This is a genomic window from Micromonospora sp. WMMD980, assembly GCF_029626035.1.
Classification (GTDB): Bacteria; Actinomycetota; Actinomycetes; order Mycobacteriales; family Micromonosporaceae; genus Micromonospora.
Genome location: NZ_JARUBE010000003.1, coordinates 5,129,995 through 5,146,783, shown reverse-complemented (window position 1 = coordinate 5,146,783; position 16,789 = coordinate 5,129,995). Strand labels below are relative to the sequence as shown.

At 66.7% G+C, this 16,789-nt stretch carries 16 protein-coding genes and 2 pseudogenes; 14 read left to right on the top strand and 4 right to left on the bottom strand.

The annotated features are described in order from the left end of the window. Positions 1–690 precede the first annotated feature (690 nt). The 7 genes from O7618_RS24180 (at position 691) to O7618_RS24150 (ending at position 7,096) form a co-directional block, all read left to right on the top strand. Positions 691–978, top strand: a complete 288-nt coding sequence (locus tag O7618_RS24180) for a hypothetical protein (RefSeq protein ID WP_278108409.1) — start codon at positions 691–693, stop codon at positions 976–978. 42 nt (positions 979–1,020) lie between these two features. Next, entirely contained in the window at positions 1,021–1,740 is a 720-nt protein-coding gene (locus tag O7618_RS24175) for a tryptophan 2,3-dioxygenase family protein (RefSeq protein WP_278108408.1), read from the top strand. After that, positions 1,737–2,891 (top strand): aminotransferase class V-fold PLP-dependent enzyme, encoded by a 1,155-nt coding sequence (locus O7618_RS24170; RefSeq protein ID WP_278108407.1) that lies wholly within the window; start codon positions 1,737–1,739, stop codon positions 2,889–2,891. The genes O7618_RS24175 and O7618_RS24170 overlap by 4 nt, the downstream gene beginning before the upstream one ends. Continuing rightward, positions 2,888–4,123, top strand: a complete 1,236-nt coding sequence (locus O7618_RS24165; RefSeq protein ID WP_278108405.1) for a tryptophan 2,3-dioxygenase family protein — start codon at positions 2,888–2,890, stop codon at positions 4,121–4,123. The genes O7618_RS24170 and O7618_RS24165 overlap by 4 nt, the downstream gene beginning before the upstream one ends. Continuing rightward, positions 4,120–5,373 carry a nitric oxide synthase oxygenase gene (locus tag O7618_RS24160; protein ID WP_278108404.1) on the top strand — a complete coding sequence of 418 codons (1,254 nt, stop codon included), beginning with the start codon at positions 4,120–4,122 and terminating at the stop codon, positions 5,371–5,373. Before O7618_RS24165 ends, O7618_RS24160 begins: the two co-directional genes overlap by 4 nt. After that, positions 5,334–5,801, top strand: a complete 468-nt coding sequence (locus O7618_RS24155) for a hypothetical protein (RefSeq protein ID WP_278108402.1) — start codon at positions 5,334–5,336, stop codon at positions 5,799–5,801. Before O7618_RS24160 ends, O7618_RS24155 begins: the two co-directional genes overlap by 40 nt. Before the next feature lie 68 nt (positions 5,802–5,869). Continuing rightward, a complete protein-coding gene (locus O7618_RS24150; protein WP_278108401.1) occupies positions 5,870–7,096 on the top strand; it encodes an XRE family transcriptional regulator in 1,227 nt (408 codons plus the stop codon). Between the two features lies 1 nt (position 7,097). Here O7618_RS24150 and O7618_RS24145 read toward each other — a convergent pair whose 3' ends face one another. Further along, positions 7,098–7,256 carry a hypothetical protein gene (locus O7618_RS24145; RefSeq protein WP_278110253.1) on the bottom strand — a complete coding sequence of 53 codons (159 nt, stop codon included), beginning with the start codon at positions 7,254–7,256 and terminating at the stop codon, positions 7,098–7,100. Positions 7,257–7,268: 12 nt separating this feature from the next. Here O7618_RS24145 and O7618_RS24140 point away from each other — a divergent pair. From O7618_RS24140 to O7618_RS24130, 3 genes and pseudogenes are all read left to right on the top strand, one after another. Further along, a pseudogene (locus O7618_RS24140) lies at positions 7,269–7,456 on the top strand (hypothetical protein); the annotation flags it as partial. Positions 7,457–7,561: 105 nt separating this feature from the next. After that, positions 7,562–7,807 carry a hypothetical protein gene (locus O7618_RS24135; protein ID WP_278108400.1) on the top strand — a complete coding sequence of 82 codons (246 nt, stop codon included), beginning with the start codon at positions 7,562–7,564 and terminating at the stop codon, positions 7,805–7,807. Positions 7,808–7,918: 111 nt separating this feature from the next. Further along, a pseudogene (locus O7618_RS24130) lies at positions 7,919–8,005 on the top strand (IS5/IS1182 family transposase); the annotation flags it as partial. 80 nt (positions 8,006–8,085) lie between these two features. Here the strand turns inward: O7618_RS24130 and O7618_RS24125 are convergent. Next, on the bottom strand, positions 8,086–9,408 hold the full coding sequence (locus O7618_RS24125) for an MFS transporter (RefSeq protein ID WP_278108399.1): 1,323 nt from the start codon (positions 9,406–9,408) through the stop codon (positions 8,086–8,088). Beyond that, on the bottom strand, positions 9,405–10,706 hold the full coding sequence (locus O7618_RS24120) for an APC family permease (RefSeq protein WP_278108398.1): 1,302 nt from the start codon (positions 10,704–10,706) through the stop codon (positions 9,405–9,407). The genes O7618_RS24125 and O7618_RS24120 overlap by 4 nt, the downstream gene beginning before the upstream one ends. Positions 10,707–11,337: 631 nt before the next feature. On the opposite strand from O7618_RS24120, the gene O7618_RS24115 reads away from it, so the two are divergent. The 4 genes from O7618_RS24115 (at position 11,338) to O7618_RS24100 (ending at position 15,050) form a co-directional block, all read left to right on the top strand. Beyond that, on the top strand, positions 11,338–11,766 hold the full coding sequence (locus tag O7618_RS24115) for a hypothetical protein (protein ID WP_278108397.1): 429 nt from the start codon (positions 11,338–11,340) through the stop codon (positions 11,764–11,766). A 332-nt stretch (positions 11,767–12,098) separates the two neighbouring features. After that, positions 12,099–13,067 carry an ABC-three component system protein gene (locus tag O7618_RS24110; protein ID WP_278110134.1) on the top strand — a complete coding sequence of 323 codons (969 nt, stop codon included), beginning with the start codon at positions 12,099–12,101 and terminating at the stop codon, positions 13,065–13,067. Continuing rightward, on the top strand, positions 13,064–13,333 hold the full coding sequence (locus O7618_RS24105; protein WP_278108396.1) for an ABC-three component system middle component 6: 270 nt from the start codon (positions 13,064–13,066) through the stop codon (positions 13,331–13,333). The genes O7618_RS24110 and O7618_RS24105 overlap by 4 nt, the downstream gene beginning before the upstream one ends. Continuing rightward, positions 13,308–15,050: an ABC-three component system protein gene (locus O7618_RS24100; RefSeq protein WP_278108394.1), complete on the top strand. Its 1,743-nt coding sequence runs from the start codon at positions 13,308–13,310 to the stop codon at positions 15,048–15,050. The genes O7618_RS24105 and O7618_RS24100 overlap by 26 nt, the downstream gene beginning before the upstream one ends. 657 nt (positions 15,051–15,707) lie before the next feature. On the opposite strand, the gene O7618_RS24095 is transcribed toward O7618_RS24100, so the two are convergent. Then, positions 15,708–16,643: a hypothetical protein gene (locus O7618_RS24095; protein WP_278108393.1), complete on the bottom strand. Its 936-nt coding sequence runs from the start codon at positions 16,641–16,643 to the stop codon at positions 15,708–15,710. Between the last annotated feature and the right edge of the window lie 146 nt (positions 16,644–16,789).

Genomic DNA, 16,789 nt, shown 5'->3' with positions numbered 1-16,789 from the left:
CATATCGAAGAGAGCGACCGAACCGCCTCGTGCTCTGGGCTGAGGAAGCGCATGTCGGCATGAAGCCGGCCGCCAGCCAGAGCAGCTCTTACAGCAGTTCAGCCTTCCGTCGCCGGGGTGCCCGCAGACTGAGAAAGCTGCTAGGGCTAGCAGCAATCCTGGACGGCGCGGGCCCTCCCATGGTCGATTAGATGTCGTTGGCGGCACCATCCGCCATCGCCAGACAATCCGACTTCATCGGCCCGGCCGCAGCATCTGCGATGGGCTGATGGCGCATGTCCTGGAGCCGCCACGATGCCTGTTCAGAGCATGATCGCACACCAACAGATAGCACCGTCACTTCCGCAGAGCGCGCCGAATGGCCGGCCGCTTGTGCTAAGGCTGGCGGCTCTCGGCCTGGTCGGCGCCCTCGCCACAGGATGCGCCGGGGCCGACGGAAGTGGGCCATCCTCAACCCCCGGCAGGTCGTCATCCGCGCCCGGAGTCGCGCCGTCCGCCGGTGGTCAGCCCACGAAGGCTCGGCCTGGATCAACCTACCGGTCGGTCAGCTCACTGTGCGCTCGCCTGGACGTCCGCGACCTCGCCGCCCGCGTGGCACCGAACGATGACCGGCGGGACGTCCCCGCCGGAACGGGCCGTGCCAATGTGGCCTGCTCGATCACGCTCGGGCGGGCACCTGACGGTCTGGTCGTGACGGTGCGCGCCGATCTCGGGGACACGGACTCGGGCCAGGTGATGTACGAGGGGTTGCGGCAGGTGCAGCAAAGCGCCGGCCCAGTCGTCGACATAGCGGGTTTGGGATCCGCCGCCTACACCTACACCGATGCGTTGACCGGCGTCACGGTCGTGACCTACGACGCCAACCTGTACCTCACGGTGAGCGCGGTGCCGCTGCGGCCCGGTGCCGATCCACCGCAAGGCCTGAACGCCGGGCTGACTGCTGCCGCGGCATCCGCGCTAGACGCGTTGCGCGCATGAGCGAAGCCATCCTTTCCTACTAACACCATTGGAGGCCCGACTATGTCCGTATCACCGCTGGACGCGGTGCTGCCGGGTGCCGCTCCCACTGATTACGCCCGCTACATGCGTACCGATGAGCTGCTGGCGTTGCAGAAGGAGCCGGCGCAGTGGGTCCACCCGGATGAGCTGCTGTTCCAGATCGTGCACCAAAGCAGCGAGCTGTGGCTCAAGCTCACCCGATCTCACCTGTCCCGTGCACTGGCGCACCTCGGCGCCGGCCAGGTCAGCGCGGCGGAGCTGCTCATCGACCGCGCGTCGGAGGCGCTGCGGCTGATCACCGAACATCTGCGCATCCTGCGGTCCCTGCCGCCCGCGCACTTCGCGACGATCAGACCCGCATTGGGCACCGGATCGGGATTTGAGTCCCCCGGGTGGCGGCTACTGCGCACGGCCACGACGGAACTGGACATCGCGTTCAGCCGCCTGCTGTCCGCGCGTCGCCTCACCACGGTCGAGGTGTACCAGGCAGCGGCGTGGGATCCGCTGTACCGGCTGGCCGAAGCGCTGGTGGACTTGGACGAGCGGATCGCGCTCTGGCGTACCGAGCACTACAGCATCGCCACCCGCGTCATCGGCCAGGGCGTGCTGGGCACCCGCCACACCCCGATCGACAGCCTGCCCGCCCTGATCAGCCACCGGCGATTCCCGACCCTATGGGAAGCACGGTCGACGCTGACGCAGGCGCCCGCCGACTCCTGCCCGCAGCGGCAGCCGCAATGAAGCCGGCAACCCTGACCAGCTCCGCAGCGCTGCGCCAGCGGCTAATTACCGCCGACGGGGCGTCGCACCTGGCGGCATGCAGCATTGCGCCTCGCACCATCGAGGTCGAGCAAGCTCTCTGCCGGATGTTCGATGATCTGGCCCGACCGGGTTTCTGGCGGGCATGCGAAGAGCAGGCCGACCAGGCTCGGCGATTGTTCGCGCAGCTCATCGGCGCCCACCCCGACCAGATCGCGATCCTGCCCAACGCCAGCGTCGCGGCCTATCAGGTGGCAAGCAGCCGCCGGTGGCGGCGCCGCCGAGAGTTGCTCGCCTCGACTGCCGAGTTCCCCGGCATCGCGCACACCTGGCTGAACCGGCTGCAGGCCCGGGTGCGGTGGGTCGGTTCCTGCGACGGTGTCGCGCAGACGGACGACTACCTGCCGCAGATCACCCCCCGCATCGGCATGGTGTCGGTTCCCGCGGTCACCTACCGGGACGCGGTTCACCTCAATGTCGCGCGCATCGCCGACGCCGCCCACAGCGTGGGTGCGACGGTCTTCGTCGACGCCTACCAGGCGGCCGGCGTGATGCCCCTGACCGTCGATGGGCTGCGCTGCGACTACCTCGTCGCTGGCACCGGCAAGTACCTCCTGGGACTCCCCGGACTGGCATTCCTCTACGTCCGCGATCCGGATGGTCCGCCACCGACGTTGACCGGCTGGCTCGGCCGCGTACGGCCCTTCGACTTCCGGGCCACCGTCGTGGACTTTCCCACGCACGCCCGCCGCTACGAGACCGGCACCCCAGCCGCAGCGGCGATGTACGCCGCTGTCGCCGGCCTGACCCTGGTCAACGGCCTCGACCTCTGGCAGGTCCGCCGCCACACCCAGCAACTGATCACCGCAGCCACCCGACGACTGTCCGCCCACGGCGAGGTCCTACGAACGGCGGCGCACCCTGACGCGCAAGGCGCGCACGTGGCCCTGTTCGACCCCGACGCCGACGCGATCGCAGCCTGGCTCGGTGACCGTGGAATTCTCGCCGCCCCACGTGGTCGGGTGCTGCGACTGGCCACGCACGCCTACACCACTGACGACGACATCGACGCAGCGTGCGCGTCGGTCGTCAGCTACCGGCGTCACCACCGTAACCAGAGCGGAGGGCGATGATGGATCCGGCGCCGCTTCGGCACTGGCTTGCGCAGGGCACGCCCCGCGCCGCCCACTTCCCTTACGACCGAGTGGTCGACGCCTATCACCACCACGGCAAGCGCTTCGTGCCGCAGGAGTGGACCTCGCTGCTCAGTCGCACCCGAGAACGACTGCCCGAGTACGCCGGGCCCACAGACTTCCTGGCCACGTTCCTGGACACTGCGCTTGACAGAACAGACCACCGCTTCGACTACCGCACCTACCTGGCCCTGCGCCTACTGGCCGTGCCGGACCCAGACACGGCCACGGAACCGGCGGACCGGTTGCTGGCCCGCCGGGACCGGCTCCACGTCCTACTAATCAGTGATCTTGTCGCCGCCGAGCTGCGTGCCCTCGAAGGTCCACCCCAGCCAACGCGTGATCTTCCTCCTTCGCCGCTCTTGGCGCGTAAACGGCTGCACCACGCTGTGCGGGCTGCCGCTGCCGCCCTACGCCGGCTCAGCGTCCCGATCCGAGACGTCGACGACCCGGTGGCGCTGGCGCGCCGGCTCGTCACGATGGTCTGCATCGACCGCACCCCCGCCGAGGGGCTGACGCTGCGCACGAGCCTGCTGCCGGTGTCGACGGTTCACGACGAGTTGCTGTTCATCCGCACCCTGCAAGCATTCGAGGTGACCTTCGGGCTACTGTCCGTCGACCTCACCGCCGCCATCAGCGCCGTGCAACACGACCGACTGACCTCGGCGGGGGTGCGGCTAACCCTGGCCGCCACCCTGCTACGCGAGACCGCGCCTTTATGGTCCTTGCTGGCGACCATGCAGCCCGACGCCTTTCACCGCTTCCGGATCCATACCGACGGCGCCAGCGCGATCCAGTCCCGCGCCTACAAACTGGTCGAATCGCTGTGCCGAATCCCCGAGGCGGAGCGTCTGCTCTCGCCGGCATACCGATCTGTGCCGGACGTGGGCGCCCGCATCCACGACGGGCAGGTCAGCGTCGTCGACGCCCTCACTGCCCTGCAGGTCGACCGGAACGTCCTGGCCGAAGCGCCGGTCCTCGCCGACGGGATGCGCCAGTTCACGGGCGCGGTGCACCAGTGGCGGCGTACCCACTACCGCCTTGCGGTTCGGATGCTCGGTACGCGGCAGCGCGGCACTGGTGCCACACCGGGCACCCCTTACCTCCTACACGGCCGCGACAGCGCCGTATTCGAGGACCCCGGTTCCAGCCCTCGCGGAGGTTTTCGATGACCAATGCGGGACGGATTGCTGCCGCTGATGTCGGCGTGGACCTTCTACTTCTTGAGGCGCATGCCTTTCTCCGACAGCGACATGACGAGACCGCCGAGACCGGGTTCGTTGATCGATGGCGGGCCGTGCGCGCCGACATCGCGGCTACCGGCACCTGGCAGCCGACACGTGACGAGCTGAACTTCGGAGCGCAGGTGGCCTGGCGCAACTCCGACCGTTGCATCGGCCGGTCCCGGTGGTCCAGCCTCACCGTCCGCGACCACCGCCACATCATCACTCTCGAGGGCCTCCGCGGCGCGCTGGCCGGGCACCTCGACGAGGCAACCGGCGGCGGCCATGTCCGCCCGGTGCTCACCGTTCTCGCACCCGCCACCAGCACAACCGCGCCGCCTTGGCGCATCGTCAGCCCGCAACTGGCCCGTTATGCGGCTTGGACCGACGACGTCGGAACCATCGGCGACGCCGCCAACGGCCCCCTGACCGCACTGGCCACCCGCCTCGGCTGGCCTGGTCCCACCCGCCGCAGTGGATTCGACCTCCTGCCCTGGATTGCCGCCACTGCCGACGGCCGACTCCACCTGCTGCCCTCGGCACACGATCGGATCCGGGAAGTACCAATCATCCACCCCGACCACCCCTGGATCGGCGACCTCGGACTGCGCTGGCCCGCCATACCTGTGATCAGCAACATGACGCTGCACCTCGGCGGGCTGAGATTCCCTGCCCCGTTCAGCGGCACATTCATGGCCAGCGAGATCGCCACCCGCAATCTCGCCGACCGGCAGCGCTACCACCAACTTCCGGTCATCGTCGCTGGCCTCGGCCTGCCCGAGCGCGACCGGCTACGCGCGGACAAGGCACTGCTGACCCTCTACGAGGCCGTACTTCACAGCTTCGACGTCGCAGGAATCTCCGTCACCGACCACCACCGGGAAAGCCGCTCCTTCGCCCATTTCGTCGAGCACGAAGAGGCCGCTGGCCGTGCCGTCACGGGCGATTGGAGCTGGCTCAACTCCTACCCCATGACTCCCCAGGACCCTTCCTGGAGCCGCTACTACGACCGCCGCCAGCCCAGCCCAGCCCTACGTCCAGACCCGTACAGCGTCACCCTCACAGCCGCGGCGCCGCCCGGCCACCGACCCTCACCACGTCAGCACGCCGACGTCCCCCCGGCCACTGACGCCACCCGTCACCAACCCAGGGAGGACACATGTCCGCACGCACCACCACACCGCCACGGCGACGTCTAACCCGGCTTCTTGCGGCGGCCACGCTCACCCTAACGACAGTCACCGCCGGCCTCGTCGCCGTCAACGCTCCCGCGCAGGCCGCCGGCTGCCGCACCGCCCCGTACAGCGCGAAACTCGGCGCCGCCGACTATTACCAGCAGTACAACGGACCGGAGGTCTTCAGCTACCCGTCGTACCCCAGCTACTACCGCACCACCAGCCAGTGCCGCGACATCCAGGTCCGCAACACCGGAGACAACGACGACTTCGGTCCCTTCGACGCCTGCGTCAACTTCTACGGACGCGCAACCTGCAACGGCTGGACCCGCGTCCCGGCCGGCCAATGGCGCAACATCGCCACCAATGTCGCCGACGGCACCAGGTTCTACATCTGGATCCGGATCGACATGGGCGAGTACTACGGCTACACCGCCGTAGGCGATTGGTAGGCCGGCGAGCTCAAAATGAAGGTCACGCCCTCACCGGGGCCCCCGCCTAGCGCTAGGCGGGGGCCCCGGTGGGCGCTGAGCTCATCACCCGAACTGGCGGCGTGGTGGCTGTCCGCGTGTGGCCCCTGCCCCTGGTCGCAATCTCAGACTTTGCGTTGACCCATTCCGTGCTCAAGTTGTGCGATTATCGCACCATGGCCGGGGAGCAGCAGGACTGGCGCCGCATCGGAGAGCAGGTGCGACAGGCGCGTCTGTCAGTGGGCATGTCGCAGCAGGATCTCGCCGACCGCGTGGGGCTCGACCGAACCATGCTGGCCAAGGTTGAGGCGGGCAGCAGGCGTCTCGACGGGGTGGAGTTGGCACGTCTGTCCCGTGCGCTCAGGGTGTCGATGGAGTACCTGATCGAGCCGCGGCCGGCGGTGCTGTCCCGACGGGCCGCGATGTTGACCGAAGAGACCGACACGACGGCCGCACGATCCTCGGAGCGAATGGAGATCGCCCTGGTCGAGTGGCTGCGTAACGTGCAGCAACTCGTAGCCGTCGGCGCGTTGCGGACAGCTCCGCTACTACGATACCCCGGTACGGTGGCATCCGAGGCTGACGCGAGGCAAGCGGCCCGGTGGCTACGACAGCAGATCGGTCTCGGCAGTGAGCCGGTCGGCAGCGTGATGGATCTCTGCGAGCGCACAGGTCAGTGGGTGCTGGTGACCGACCTGCCGGGCGATGGCGCGTCCCTCGTCGAGGGAGATCTGGCCGTCGCGGTGGTGAGCACGGAAGCCGATCCTGCTAGCCGGCGAGCCACCGTCGCACATGAGCTGGGCCATCTGGTTGTAGGCGACGAATATTCTAGTGACCTTGGAGTCAGCACGTCTCGCGCGGAACGCGAAGGGGTGATCGACGCATTCGCCGCGGAGTTGCTGCTACCGGTCGATGCGATGACCGGGGCCCGGCGCGGTGGGCACGCGAGTCGGGAACGCCTGATTTCCTACGCAGCTCGCTACCGCACCTCCTGGGTGTTGGCGCTGCGACAGGCTGAGCGGGCCGGGCTGATCGATGCCGCGACACGCCAGGCCTGGAGCTTCCGTCGGCCCACCCGGGCGGAGTTCATGGAAGCCCTGGCCTGGGCGCCGCAGCCGGATCTTGCCTCGGTGCGCGTATCGCCCGGCTATGCGAAGGCGGTCATCGAGGCATGGCGAGCCAGCCGAATCACCAGAGCAAGAGCGATCGAGCTGATGTACGGCGAGCTGACGGATGCGGATCTGCCCGAGGAGGATGACCTGGATACGGCTCCGTGAGTCAGCCGATGCCGCCGGGGCCGGTCCTCGTGCTCGCCCGTTCGGAGGTGGGTTCCCGGCTCGACGTCGACCTGTCCTCCGGCGACGGCACCGGCACCGGCACCGGCACCGGCACCGGCACCACCGTGCCCCTGGTGGTGGCGCACATGACCGCCGTCACGACGGCCGGCCGCCGATGTACGACAAACAGCTCTACAAGCGGCGCAACGTCGTCGACGGTGCTTCAACCGGCTAAAGCAGTTCCGCAGCGTCGCCACCCGCTTCAACAAGACCGCCACCTCGTACCAAGCCGTCACCGTCACCATCGCCGCGCTACTTCAATGGTTTCGGCCGGCAACGGCGCCAGCAGCCCGGTCATGAAGTCCCGTACCCGCCGGCGCGGCTCCGGCCGGCCGAAACGTAACCCACCACGTCCATCAGCTCGTCGAACAGCCCAGACCATCGCTCGGCGTCTACATCCATGGGGTGTCTGCGCATGCGTCGATCGAGGTGGATCCGGCTGGCTACGTGTACCTCATCTGGGGCGAACTTACCGACTGGGTGGAGCTCAAGCCTGATGAGCATGAGCAGGCCGCAGCTGAGATGGCCCGGGCGGCGCGGGAGTGGCTATCGCTGGACCTTGCCGATCGCGAGGCCGTGGCCAGGTATCTGGACTACTGGGTGCACGACGTATGCGGCTATGCAAGGCGGGCCGGCGCAGGCGCTGACTGACTGACTGACTGTGAAGTGACCCCCTGAGACCGGACAGACGAAACTCTGCGAAGCGACACCTCGCAGCCCCAGGAATCTGTCTGTTGAGGAGGGTGGGGCAGGATGCCGGGGGTGCAGGTGATCTCGGCAGCTCGCTCGGCTTGGATATTTCCGTTCACTGGGCTGCAGCCCGCCCAGATCCGCACGCTGGTCCGGCTGGACAATGGTGCTCCCGGCGGCGCGGCGGCGTCGTGTTCGCTCCGCGGGTTCGTGGTCGGTTAGCTCACCGAATTTGCTCTTCAGTCACGTAGCTGACGGGCGGCAACGGCGCCGATGAGCGCCAGGCCCGCTACGGCGGCCATTGCTGCTACGAGCCCATGCAGTTGCCAAATGGCCACAAGGATTGCGGTGCCGCAGCCGCCACCGAGGAAGAGGGTGAGCGCGAGCAGCCCGACCGCAGCGCTGCGTGCCGCGTCGTGGCTGTGCCCGCTTACATGCACGTTGAGCAGCATCTGTGCGGAAGCTGACGCCGTGAATGCGACGGCTGCGCAGCAGACGATGGTGATGGGATGGGGTGCGGCAGCGGTGCAACTGAGTGCGACGGCAAGTAGGACGCTCGTAGTTGTTAGCAGCCGTCGAGCTGACACACGGCGGGCGAGGCGACCTACGGTGCGGGTCAAGCCTGCGGCGATCGCGGCACTGGGCAGCAGGAGTACGCCTATGCCCATCGTGGTAAAGCCGTGCTGGTGGAGTAGGGACGGGCCGGCGTAGCAGATGGCGAACAAGCCGGCGTAAGCTCCGGCACCCGTGGCGGCTGCCCACCAGAACCAGCCCGCGCGTATGACTTCGCCCGGGACGAACTGATGCAGTTGGCTGTGCCGGGAGCGCGCGGCGAGGGCGATGCCGGTGGCTGCGGTCAGAGCGGCAGCAGTAGCAGGTACCGCGTGTGTTTGATAAGAGAGAGTTTGCACGGCCAATAGCAGTCCAGCAGCAGTGACGGCACACAGACCAGCTCCCTTCCAATCGATCGGTCTTGGCGTGGCCAGTCTGGTCGTCAGTGACCAGCCCACCGGGGCGACGGCGATGGAGAGTACAGGCAGGATTAGTGGTGCTCGCCAGCTCAGATGTGCAGCTACAGCACCCGCGAGGGGGGCGGTGGCGCAGAACATTGCGAGACAGACTCCGAAGGCAGTTAGCCCGGCTGGACGCCTCGCCGGCGGCAACCGGGCGATGCCGGCCAGGGCGATTGCTTTAGCTGCGCCTGAGCCGATTGCCAGCACGACGCGTCCGGCGACGAGAACAGGCAGGCTCGGCGCCATCAGGCAGAGCATCGCGCCGGCGATGAGGATCAAAACCGTGACAACAAGAACATCACGATCACCCTTCAGGTCAATAAGGCGGCCCGCAGTGACGGCTCCGACGCCCATGCCAGCGGCGTAGGCGGTCAAGATCCAGGCGATTCCCGCCCCACCGCTGCGCAGCGGGCCGGCAGCCGCGGGGAGAGCGACTGCTGCGGCGGTAACGCCGTAGACGCCCGGCCCGTAAAGGGCCGCCAGCCGCCAACCCGCTGCTCGGGGCCACGCCGTAGGTAGCGCTAGTGACGTGGAGGTCGCGGTCGTCATCGGATCTGTGCTTTCATGGATGCCGCGTAGAGACTGGTCGCGTCGTCAATCCGGGAACCCTTTTCCTGCAGTGGTGGTGAGGACGGTTCAGGCGATCGTCTGCGGCGAGCCAGCATCGCTGCTGTCGCGACCGCTGCGGGAGCGAGGAGGAACAGGCCGGCGAACACGGTGACGGCCCCGACCGCGAGTGCCGCGGTAACGGCGCATCCACGGTGGCGGACAGTCGGGAGGAGCCGTACCGCGGCGGCGAGGCCGGCCAGAGTGACGCATGCCAGCAGCACCGCGAAGATGCGCATCAAGGTCTCCACGGTCACCAGGCTCGGCGTGAGGGCGACGGCTGCGGCGACGACGGCAGCGGCGGCGCTCTGCCGGGTCACCGAGCGCTGCAGGGCGCTGTGGTGCGTGGCCATCAGTAGAGTTGGGTGGCGACGCCGGGCGACGGACAACGCGGTCCGCGCGCTGGCTGCGACGAAGGTGACGCTAGCTGCGACCGTGAGCAGTACGGCGGTCATGGAGACCGCGCCGGCCGTCCAGGCGCTCTCAGTTGAGCCGAGTAGCCGCATGAGCGGCGCCGGGGCGCGGCCGGCCTGTGCGCCGAGGACGCCGACAGTACAGACGGCCAAGCCTGCGTAGAGAACGACGACGACCACGACGCTCACCAAGGCCGTGCGGCGTACCTGCCGTGCGCTAGTGAAATCGGCGGACAGATTGGCCGTGGCCTCCCACCCGCAGACGCAGGTGAACAGGACTGCGGCGGCGCTGCCGACACCGGCCAGGCCGTGTGGTGCAAACGGGGTGGCGTTGTCCGGGTCCACGTGCGGCGCTGACACGACGAGGACCATGACGAGCATCGCCACCACTAAGGCGGTCAGCACGACCTGGGCCCGGGCCGACACGCGCAACCGCAGCAGGTTCGCCCCGTACACCGCGCCCAGCACGCTGACCGCGATGCCGATGAGAGCTGGGCGGGTGGCGTGGAACACGGCGCCCAGATAGCCAGCGGCGGTGACCGCTCCCGCGACCACACCCGCGGGCACCGCCGCCACGAGCCACCACCCCACGACCGTCGCCGCGCTATCACCGAACGCTCGCCCGACGAACGACGACACCCCACCCGAGTCCGGGTAGTGGCTGCCCAACGCCGCGAACGAGGTCGCGATCAGCGCAGACACGCACAGCAGCGCCGCCCAGGCAAGCAGCGAGGCTGGCCCCGCTACATCCACCGCTACCGCCGGCAGGACCAGCACACCCGGGCCGTGGCGCAGCGGATCTGAGAGCGGCTCGCCCCGGGCGTCCATAAGTACATCGATGTCACGTCGTAGCTGCCGGAGATCGCTGGTGACTGCGTCGACTGGTTTGCCGAGCGCGACGCTTGGACCACCCAGGCGACGTCGGATGACCCGACGCCTGTGGTGGCCTGCGCCCGAGGCGTCTGCGCTTACCTGCCGGTGTCTGATCACGAGACATCTCCCTCCACTGGTGTACCGGCAGTTGCTCGGTCGGCCTGACACGAGGCCGGATTCTTGAGGCGCTGCCAGGACGTGATGTGACGTCGTTCATCGGGGGCAAGGGACCGGCGCCGGCCCTCTCCCGCACGCCGGTCCCTGCTCGCCGCCGCACCCCGGGCGGGATGAGGCCGGCGTCTAGCTGACCCGCCTCGTCTGGTTGGCCAGCCTGCGATGTCTATACAGACCTCGCCGGATGGGAGGTGAGGCGCGTCAACGGCGACGACGGGTCCCCCTCAGACGTCGACACCGACAGACCGGGGGTACTCGCTCGCGCACAACAGCCCCGATCCGCTACGCTGCAAACAACTTCAGTTCGATTACACCGAACCACAGTTGCCGCAGCGATGTGCAGAGCTAAGCACGGAACCTTCACTACGTCAACCATGGTTGGCGAAGGAGCAACCAGAGTTGGGAGCGTCGGATGGCTGATCAGGCTGACGACCGGGCGGAACAGGTCGCCTCGCGCGTGATCCAGGCCCGACTGCGCGAACTCTTCGAGGAGCGGTATCGGGGCACGCCGCCCTACACCGAGATCGCCCGCGAGATGGCGACCCGCGGTCACCGCGTGACTGCTGAAGGTCTCCGCAAACTCCTCGTCGCGCCCCGCATCAACCCCACCGCCACCACCCTGCGCGCTCTCGCTGCCTTCTTCGGCGTGCCCGCCGGCTACCTCCTTGGCGACGACGAACCCGATACCGCCAGTCGTGAAGCCCGCGTAATGGCCCGTTCCTTCGACAGACTGCAAACTCCCGGAGCGCGCCGCAGCCTGGCAAAGATCATTGACGAGTTCCTTCAGCTTGAGGAGGCCGCACGCGACAACGGCAGCGACAGGACTCCGCCCACAAGGTAGAGGCGAACCTGCCCAGACGCAGGATCCATACGGTGGGGTCGATCCCGGGCGATGGTGCGGCGATTGATGGCAGCCTTCAGTGGGCCTTCGTGGACTCGTAGCGGCAGGCCACATCGAACGATCAGCCACCACAGGGCGAACAAGGTGTCGATCGCGGGTATAGCCGAGGAACGCGGCGAGCCGCACCGAGATTGGGTAACAGACCACACCATGTCCGCCGACGTCGGTCATGCGCGCGCCCGACGCGACACTGCTTGGGAGCCATTGGCCGTTCTGGTCATTTACCCATCCACACTGACCGGATACGTTCGGTACTCGCTGTCGGGTTGGAGGTGTTCGTGGAGGTCCTCAGCTTCACGGAACGCATGTTCGTAAAGACCATGTTCCGCGATCGGATGGCGGACCTGAACGGATCCGCGTTCGAGGACTTCTTCATCCGCATCATGACCGCCCGCTACAGCGACTTCGTCGAGGTTCGGACCCACGGGAACATCGGCGATCTCTCGTCGGACGGCCTGCGCCTTCACGACGGCAAGTTGTACGCCTGCTATGCGCCCGAAACCTTCGACGCGGACAGCGCCCGAGACGTGAAGAAGAAGTTCACCGGAGACCTGACCGGCGCGCTGGCCAAACGAGCGGGTGAGTTCCAGACGTTCGTCTTTGTCTATAACGACCCGCGGCGCGGACTGCACCCGGAGATCACCCAACTGCTGGCGCAAGCGCGCCGCAGTCACGCCCCGCTGGCGTTCGAAACCCTAGGGCCGCGTCAGCTGCTTGGCGAGCTGTTTCGGCTGGTGAAGTATCAGATCGAAGAGGTCTTCGCCGCTCCCATCCCGGTAGAGGACGTCGTCTACGGCGTGGGCTTGGAAGACCTCAAGCCCCTCCTGGACCATCTCGTCGAACGCCGGCGGCAGGCCAACGGACAGCAGTCGCCGCGGGAGGTGTCTGCGCTGAAGATGGACTATAACCAGCTCGACGAGGATGATCGGGAGATGCTCCGCCGCGGGATGCTCCACACCCACCTCGTGGAGGAGTACTACCAGGGGCTTACGGACGTCACCGAGCGAGACGAGGTTGCAGCCGACTTCAACGCCTACTACCGCGAGATCGCGACGGTCTACCCGGCGGCGGCCGACGTAATCTACGAGCTTGAAAAGTACGTAGCGGGCAACCGCCACCTCGACCGCGCGAGTGCGAGAGCCCTCTCCGTTGTCTTGGCCTACTTCTTCGAGACCTGCGACATCCTCGCGGAGCCGCCAACCGGTTGGACCCCGCCAGCCCGGGAACCTTCGCTGACATGATCATCCCAACCAAGGGCATCACGCCGCAGCGTTCGCTCATCGCCGTGGGCGCCCAGATCCTGGAGATCATTGACGGGCCGCTCACGGTGAGCCAGGCATGGGCGAGACTGCAGCAATGGCGTCGCAGTCATAATCACCATGCCCCTGTACCTTTCTGGTGGTTTGTGCTAGCTCTTGATCTATTGTATGCCCTCGGAGTTGTCGAGCTGGACAACGAACTCCTGGTCAGGAGGAGGGCAGATGCTGCGGCACTTGACCGCGGATGATCCACGTTTCAAGGCCCTGACTTTTCACCCTGGCCTAAACATCCTGGTCGCGGATACCACCGGCGCTTCGGCCGAGACCGACAGCCGTAACAGTGCCGGCAAGTCCAGCATGATCGAACTGTTGCACTTCCTGCTGGGCAGCGGCGCAGACAAGAACTCATTACCGGCTCACCCGAGGCTTCGGCAGACAACGTTCGCGCTGAGCCTGGACTGGCCCGGCCTGCTCGAAGAGCTGACCGTCGAACGCACTGGAGCGAATGCCGGCGCCATCCGCCTACGGCCCTTGCCTTCGGGTGTCGGCTCGGACCAACTTGATTTCGGCGACGGTCAGGTCACGCTGCCTGAGTGGCAAACACTTATCGAAAGGGATCTTTTCAACCTTCCTGCCGACCACCCGGGCATCACCGGCCGCAGCCTCTTTAGCTTCCTCATGCGGAGAGTCGGATCGCACGCCTTCAACGAGGCCACCCGCAGCTTCGCCCGCCAAGCGAATGCTGAAGCGGCCACGTCGCTGGCATACCTACTCGGACTGGACTGGCGGCTTGCCGATCGCTACCGCGAGCTACAGGCCCGCGAAGCCGTCAGCAAGCAGCTCCGTAAAGCCGCTTCCGACCCGGTTCTCGGACGAATCATCGGTCAGACCGCAGAGCTCCGAGGCCAGATCGCCATCGCAGAACACCGCGTTGCGGAGATTCAACGACGGATCGAGAACTTCCGAGTGGTTCCGGAGTACGACAACCTCCGCGCCCAAGCCGACCAGACCGACCAGCGAATCCGCCAGCTCCGCAACGACGACGTCATCGACCGGCGCAACCTCGCCGACCTGGAACGGGCCGTCGACGAAACCATAGATCCCGATCTCGCTTACCTCGAAACGGCCTACGCAGAGCTCGGCGTGGTGCTCGGCGACCAGGTGCGCCGAAGTTTCGACGACGTCCGGGCGTTCCACGGATCCGTTGTCCGCAACCGGCGCCAGTACCTGGACGAAGAGGCCTCGGCGATCAGATCACGGCTCCAGGAACGCGAAGCCGAGCGAGAACAACTCGGTGACCGACTCGCTGCAACCTTGCGCACCCTTAACGAAGGCGGCGCGCTCGACGCACTGACCACCCTTCAACAGATCCTCGCCCAGGAACAGGCACAACTCGGAGCCCTACGACACCGCTTCGACGCAGCACAGGCGCTCGAATCGAACCGTCGCGAGATCAAACAACAGCGCGTCAGTCTCCAACAGGAGATGGAGACCGACATCGAAGAGCGGCGACCCATCGTCAACGATGCGGTCGTCCTGTTCGCTCAGTACGCCCAGGCCCTCTACGGCGCCAACCGCGAGGCGTACCTCCGTATCGGTCCAGGCGAAACCAGCCTAAAGATCGAGACACACATCGCGAGCGACAACAGCGGCGGCATCGGCAATATGGTCATCTTCTGCTTCGACCTGACCGTCGCCGTCCTAGCGCACCGAAGCGGGCGAGCACCGGACTTCTTCGTCCACGACAGCCACCTCTATGACGGCGTCGACGAGCGCCAGCTCGCCCGCGCCCTCACCCTCGCAGCCGAAGTGAGTCGTCAGGAAGGGCTCCAGTACATCGTCACGCTGAACTCCGACGAACTTGACAAAGCCGTACGCCGCGGCTTCGATCCGGCCGGCCACGTCCTCGAACAACGGCTCACCGACAGCTTTGATGAAGGTGGACTTTTTGGCTTCCGCTTCTGACGCAGACTCGGGGGAGCTTGGTCAAAGAGAGGCGGCCGAGGCGCACGACGCCCTCTCCGAGGCGACCCTCGAACGCGTTGCGGAGGTCGGCCCGGATCCACCGTCGCGCCCTAGTGCAAGGGCATCTCGCGGCCGGACTGATGCACACGGGCCCGGACTGACCAGTGGTGGCCGGATCGGGACCGCACCAGACGGACGATCACCCGGGGATCACCCAGCCCCGACGCCAGCACCAAGATCCTTAGCTAATGCGCTGGTCAAGGCGGGTTTTATATCGTTGGCCGTAGATGTAATTACGACAAAGCTGTGGTCTTTTAATCCTTAGGTTCTGGGTTCGAGTCCCAGGCGGCCCACATATGCCTGATTTGCCCGCCCGGCTCCAGCGGGCGCCTGTAGCCGGTCCGTGCGCGTTGCGGCTTGGTGCGTGCGGACCTTTCAGCCGTGATGGTCTCGCGACCGATGGCAGATCGGTTGGGTACCTGGAGGGAGCGGCCATCTCGGCGCTGACCCCCCTCTGCTGCAGCCTGAGCCCACGAACGCAGTGGATATCCGCTCATGGCCGATGTGAGTAAGTCGACCTCGGGTACTCTGCCCGCTCCGGTCCGTGTCGCGGGAACCGTGTTGAAGATGCTGAAGCCGCCGGGCGTCCGCGAGCGCTCACTCTGTCGGAAAGGGCTCGCCCACGGGCCACGGGTCGCCAACGCCGAACCAATAAGCTTGCGAGCGCTCGGGCTCGACGAACGTCATGTCCCCGTCCGCACCCGGGACAGCACGCCGCCACATCGGCAACGCATCAACGGCTTGCTCTGGGCTAGGGTGCTCCCAGATCGTATGCTGCTGCTTGCCGACGAAGGCGGGGTGAAGATTCTTGACCACGAGGACCCCTGACACACCACGGTGATCCCAGCGGTTGCCCCTGTACCAGTAACCGTCGGGCTTGCGGGCCATTGCGGTTGACTGCGTACCGTCGGCGTAGGTGCGGATCTCGACGACCTCGGTGCCGTACAGGGCGTTGATCACGTCGTAGTCATCCAGAGAGATGCTGCTCGAGGCGACTGCGACGACGAACGGCGCATCGAGCGAGCCGTAGGCCGAGCCCTTGTCGGCCAACGCGCCTCGGATCCCCTCTTCGTCTTGTACCCATTGGGCCTCGCCACCCCCGAAGATGCCGAGCGGCCTTGCACCCTTCCTGCCGCGGGCCTTGGGCGACTTGGGGATCGCACGGAAGTCGATTTTCCAACCCGCGTCCTCGTGGATGAACCCAGGAAGGTCGTCGCGATGCTTGCCCTCCAGGGTGTGGTCGTCCGGGTCCAACCCGCCAAGCCACTTCTCCAAACGGCCCCGCAGCGGCCGCACGCGGAGCGGGGCTTCACCGTGCATAGCAACGTTGATCCAGAGGAAGAAGTTTGGGCTAACCAACTTGTCGAGCGACTCGTATACCGCGTTTACCCGGGCCGACTTGCCGACCACGACGTCGCTGGGTGAGGCCGACCGAGCTTCGATATAGACGGACCGACCGTCCTTCTGGGCAAGGAAGTCCGGCCGCCTGCTCGTCCCCTCAAGTTGCGGGTGGCAGGTTACGGAGTAGCCCATCCGGAGTAGGCACTCGTGAAGGTACAGCTCAAAGAAAGCTCCCCTGAACTGGCGGTCGCCTTGGACCGTAGACGGCCCTGAACGTCGGCTTGCGCGTCGGAGCATAGGCGGGAGAACCAGTCTTCGACCAGGTCGCGGACCTGGTC

Bases quoted from the DNA above. Each gene is read 5' to 3' on its own strand.
- O7618_RS24175 (WP_278108408.1), top strand. From the start codon at position 1,021: ATGTCCGTATCACCGCTGGACGCGGTGCTGCCGGGTGCCGCTCCCACT.
- O7618_RS24170 (WP_278108407.1), top strand. From the start codon at position 1,737: ATGAAGCCGGCAACCCTGACCAGCTCCGCAGCGCTGCGCCAGCGGCTA.
- O7618_RS24165 (WP_278108405.1), top strand. From the start codon at position 2,888: ATGATGGATCCGGCGCCGCTTCGGCACTGGCTTGCGCAGGGCACGCCC.
- O7618_RS24160 (WP_278108404.1), top strand. From the start codon at position 4,120: ATGACCAATGCGGGACGGATTGCTGCCGCTGATGTCGGCGTGGACCTT.
- O7618_RS24155 (WP_278108402.1), top strand. From the start codon at position 5,334: ATGTCCGCACGCACCACCACACCGCCACGGCGACGTCTAACCCGGCTT.
- O7618_RS24125 (WP_278108399.1), bottom strand. From the start codon at position 9,408: ATGACGACCGCGACCTCCACGTCACTAGCGCTACCTACGGCGTGGCCC.
- O7618_RS24120 (WP_278108398.1), bottom strand. From the start codon at position 10,706: ATGGACGCCCGGGGCGAGCCGCTCTCAGATCCGCTGCGCCACGGCCCG.
- O7618_RS24115 (WP_278108397.1), top strand. From the start codon at position 11,338: ATGGCTGATCAGGCTGACGACCGGGCGGAACAGGTCGCCTCGCGCGTG.
- O7618_RS24105 (WP_278108396.1), top strand. From the start codon at position 13,064: ATGATCATCCCAACCAAGGGCATCACGCCGCAGCGTTCGCTCATCGCC.
- O7618_RS24100 (WP_278108394.1), top strand. From the start codon at position 13,308: ATGCTGCGGCACTTGACCGCGGATGATCCACGTTTCAAGGCCCTGACT.
- O7618_RS24095 (WP_278108393.1), bottom strand. From the start codon at position 16,643: ATGGGCTACTCCGTAACCTGCCACCCGCAACTTGAGGGGACGAGCAGG.